The 4,626-nt window shown below is 63.6% G+C and carries 3 protein-coding genes; all 3 read right to left on the bottom strand.

The window, feature by feature from the left end:
* Window positions 1-1,484: endopeptidase La (lon, locus tag ACKOED_RS12145; protein ID WP_408916856.1), on the bottom strand; the 1,484-nt coding region annotated here is incomplete at its 3' end.
* A 235-nt stretch (window positions 1,485-1,719) separates the two neighbouring features.
* On the bottom strand, window positions 1,720-2,988 hold the full coding sequence (clpX, locus tag ACKOED_RS12140; RefSeq protein WP_408916855.1) for an ATP-dependent Clp protease ATP-binding subunit ClpX: 1,269 nt from the start codon (window positions 2,986-2,988) through the stop codon (window positions 1,720-1,722).
* A gap of 157 nt (window positions 2,989-3,145) precedes the next feature.
* Window positions 3,146-3,778: an ATP-dependent Clp protease proteolytic subunit gene (locus ACKOED_RS12135; protein WP_408916854.1), complete on the bottom strand. Its 633-nt coding sequence runs from the start codon at window positions 3,776-3,778 to the stop codon at window positions 3,146-3,148.
* Window positions 3,779-4,626: the final 848 nt, after the last annotated feature.

Here is a 4,626-nt window from a genome sequence, read left to right as displayed (position 1 = left end):
TAGCCGGCGATCCGGATGATCTCCATGCGGTCAAGCAGGGCCGGCGGAATGTTGAGCGTGTTCGACGTGGTCACGAACATCACGTTCGAGAGATCATATTCGACCTCCAGATAGTGGTCCATGAACGTCGCGTTCTGCTCGGGGTCCAGGACCTCGAGAAGTGCCGCCGACGGGTCGCCGCGGAAATCCATGCCTATCTTGTCGATCTCGTCGAGCAGGAACAGCGGGTTCGACTTCTTGGCCTTTTTCATGGACTGGATGACCTTGCCGGGCATCGAGCCGATGTAGGTGCGGCGGTGGCCGCGGATTTCGGCCTCGTCGCGAACACCGCCCAGCGACATGCGGATGAACTCGCGGCCGGTCGCCTTGGCGATCGACTTGCCGAGCGAGGTCTTGCCCACACCGGGCGGGCCGACGAGGCACAGGATGGGCCCGCGCAGCTTATTTGTGCGGCTCTGCACCGCGAGATATTCGAGAATGCGCTCCTTCACCTTGTCGAGGCCGAAGTGATCGGCGTCGAGCACTTCCTCGGCGAACTTCAGGTCATGCTTGACCTTGCTCTTCTGGCCCCACGGGATTCCGAGCAGCCAGTCCAGGTAGTTGCGCACCACCGTGGCCTCGGCCGACATCGGGCTCATCTGGCGCAGCTTCTTCAGCTCCGCCTCGGCGCGCTCCTTGGCTTCCTTGGAGAGCTTGGTCTTCTTGATGCGCTGCTCGATCTCGTCGGCCTCGTTCTTCTCCTCGCCGTCGCCGAGCTCCTTCTGAATGGCCTTCATCTGCTCATTCAGGTAGTACTCGCGCTGGGTCTTCTCCATCTGGCGCTTGACGCGCGAGCGGATGCGCTTCTCGACCTGCAGCACCGAGATCTCGCCTTCCATCAGCGCATAGACCTTCTCAAGCCGCTGCTGCACCGAGGTCATCTCGAGCAGTTCCTGCTTCTCGGAAATCTTGATGGCGAGATGGGCGGCGATGGTGTCGGCCAGCTTCGAGGGATCGGTGATCTGCGAAACCGTGGCCAGCGCCTCCTGCGGCACCTTCTTGTTCAGCTTCACATAGCTGTCGAACTGCGACACCGCGGTGCGGGCCAGCGCCTCGGTTTCAGCCGGGGTTCCGGCATCCGAAGCGATCACCTCGACTTCGGCCTCGAAGAAATCGGTGCGCGCCGAAAAGCCGTGCACGCGGGCCCGGTCGGAGCCCTCGACCAGCACCTTCACGGTGCCGTCGGGCAGCTTCAGCAGCTGCAGCACCTGCGCCAGCGTGCCGACCTCATAGACGGCATCCGACGCCGGATCGTCATCGGCGGGGTTCTTCTGCGCCACGAGCAGGATGCGCTTGTCCTCGCGCATCACCTCTTCGAGCGCCTTGATGGACTTTTCGCGGCCCACGAACAGCGGCACGATCATGTGCGGAAACACGACGATGTCGCGAAGCGGCAGGACGGGGATGGTCTCGCGGCTGCCGGCGGATGCGGGGATATTGCTCATGCGATGGTACTTCCTTTCCTGGGCCGCCACGGCGCCCGGCGCATGACTGCCGCCGGACAAGGACGCCCTTATCACTCACATGCAAGGCCGCCTTCGTGAATCACGTGCATCATAGGCACAAAATCCGGCGGAGCGCAGCCTCGCGTCCAAATCTTATGTGGAGAGGCCGTTAACGAATTTCAATGTGCCGGGCCGCCACTGCCAGCAGCCCGGAAAACACCATGCACACAGAACCTTACGCGGAAACCGTGGCCTTGCCGCTCTGTTTGTCGGCATAGATCAGCAAGGGCTTGGCGGAGCCTTCCACCACGTCCTTGGAGATCACCACTTCCTCCACCCCGTTCATGGTGGGCAGGTCGAACATGGTCTCGAGCAGGATCGACTCCATGATCGAGCGGAGGCCGCGCGCGCCGGTCTTGCGCTCGATCGCCCGGCGGGCGATGGCGGACAGCGATTCCTCGGGAAAGGTAAGCTTCACGCCCTCCATCTCGAACAGCCGCTGATACTGCTTCACCAGCGCATTCTTGGGTTCGACCAGGATCTGCACCAGCGCCGCCTCGTCGAGGTCTTCGAGCGTCGCCACGACTGGCAGGCGGCCCACGAATTCCGGGATCAGGCCGAACTTCAGCAGGTCTTCCGGCTCCAGCTCGCGCAGTACAGCACCGGTGCGCCGGTCCTCCGCCGAGCGGACCTCGGCGCCGAAGCCGAGGCCGGAGCCCTTGGCCCGCTGGTTGATGATGCGCTCGAGGCCGGCAAAGGCGCCGCCGCAGATGAACAGGATGTTGGTGGTATCAACCTGCAGGAATTCCTGCTGCGGATGCTTGCGGCCGCCCTGCGGCGGAACCGAGGCGACCGTGCCTTCCATGATCTTGAGCAGCGCCTGCTGCACGCCCTCGCCGGACACGTCACGGGTGATCGAGGGGTTGTCGGACTTGCGGCTGATCTTGTCCACTTCGTCGATGTAGACGATGCCGCGCTGGGCGCGCTCGACATTGTAGTCGGCGGCCTGCAGCAGCTTCAGGATGATGTTCTCCACGTCCTCGCCCACATAGCCCGCTTCGGTGAGCGTGGTGGCGTCGGCCATGGTGAAGGGCACGTCGAGGATGCGGGCCAGCGTCTGGGCCAGCAGCGTCTTGCCGGAGCCCGTCGGGCCGACCAGCAGGATGTTGGACTTCGCCAGTTCCACGTCATTGTTCTTCTGGGCGTGGTTCAGCCGCTTGTAATGGTTGTGGACGGCCACCGAGAGCACCTTCTTGGCGTGCTCCTGGCCGATGACATAATCGTCCAGCACCTTGCGGATCTCGTGGGGCGTGGGCACGCCATCCTTGGACTTGGTCAGAGAGGTCTTGTTCTCCTCGCGGATGATGTCCATGCAGAGTTCGACGCATTCATCGCAGATGAACACGGTGGGGCCCGCGATCAGCTTGCGCACCTCATGCTGGCTCTTGCCGCAGAAGGAGCAGTACAAGGTGTTCTTGCTGTCGCTTCCCGTCGCCTTACTCATAAGCTCTCCTCAGACCTGTGCCGCAAGATACGCCTGCAGGCTTAACGACCGTTTTCAGCTGTCCACCGCGGCGCCCGCCCTCACAATTGAGCATGGGCTGGCCGGGTTAATCAACAATTGATTGCCCCCGCCCTGGCGCGGTGGAAAACCCATGGAATTACTTCGTTTCCGCCGGCGCCGCCCGCTTTTCGATGACTTTGTCGATCAGGCCGAAGGCCAGCGCCGCCTCGGCGGTAAAGAAATTGTCACGCTCGAGGGCGTCCTCGATGGTCTTGTAGTCGCGCCCGGTGTGGCTCACATAGATTTCGTTGAGCCGGCGCTTGAGGCTTTCCACCTCGCGGGCATGGATCAGGATGTCAGTGACCTGGCCCTGGTAGCCGCCCGACGGCTGGTGCACCATGATGCGGGAGTTCGGCAGCGCAAAGCGCATGCCCTTCTCGCCCGCCGTCAGCAGCAGCGACCCCATGGAGGCCGCCTGCCCCATCACCGTGGTGGACACCGGGCAGCGGATGAACTGCATGGTGTCATAAATCGACAGCCCGGCTGTGACGATGCCGCCCGGGCTGTTGATATACATGGAGATTTCCTTCTTGGGGTTCTCGGCCTCAAGAAACAGCAGCTGCATGCAGATCGAGGCCGCGACGGTGTCGTCGATGGGCCCGGTGATGAAGATAATGCGCTCGCGCAGCAGCCGCGACGGCAGGTCATAGACGCGCTCACCGCGGCTTTCCTGCTGGATGACGGACGGCCAAAAGGCGCCGGTGGTGGGGTGGGCGGCGAAATCGCGCATGGGTAACCTTCGGATGAATCGGTTTCTGATCGTCTGTCTAGATAGGAGACCCTGCGGGAGGATGGAAGAGGTATTCCCGCCCCGGCGATTTGCCGCGTCCAGCTCGCACCCCACCCCCTTCAACCTCGTCATGCCACGACTCTCATCAGCAGCGCGGGGATGACCCCAACACCCTCGTCATGCCACGGCTTGACCGTGGCATCCTCTTGGCGGCCGCGCGGGCATGACACCCACACCCTCGTCATGCCACGGCTCCTATCCGCAGCCCAGCCATGACCCCCACACCCTCGTCATGCCACGGCTTGACCGTGGCATCCTCTTGGCGGCAGCCCGGCCATGACCCCCACAAACTCGTCATGCCACGGCTTGACCGTGGCATCCTCTTGGCGGCAGCGCCTGTGATGATGGCCGGGTCACGCCCGGCCATGACGAGCGGGGGAACGGCTCAACCGTGGCATCCTCTCACCGGCAGCCCGGCCATGACCCCCACAAACTCGTCATGCCACGGCTCGACCATGGCATCCTCTCACCGACAGCCCGGCCATGACCCCCACACCCTCGTCATGCCACGGCTTGACCGTGGCATCCTCTTGCCGGCAGCGCCTGTGATGATGGCCGGGTCAAGCCCGGCCATGACGAGCGGGGGAACGGCTCAACCATGGCATCCTCTTGGCGGCCGCGCGGGCAGGCCCCCCACACCCTCGTCATGCCACGGCTCGACCGTGGCATCCTCTTATCAGCAGCGCGTGTGATGAGGGCCGGGTCAAGCCCGGCCATGACGAGCGGGGGAACGGCTCAACCGTGGCATCCTCTCACCAGCAGCCCGGGCATGACCCCCACACCCTCGT

Origin of the sequence: Aestuariivirga sp., from assembly GCF_046093005.1 — a bacterium.
Lineage (GTDB): Bacteria > Pseudomonadota > Alphaproteobacteria > Rhizobiales > Aestuariivirgaceae > Aestuariivirga.
This window is presented reverse-complemented; position numbering and strand designations above follow the sequence as displayed.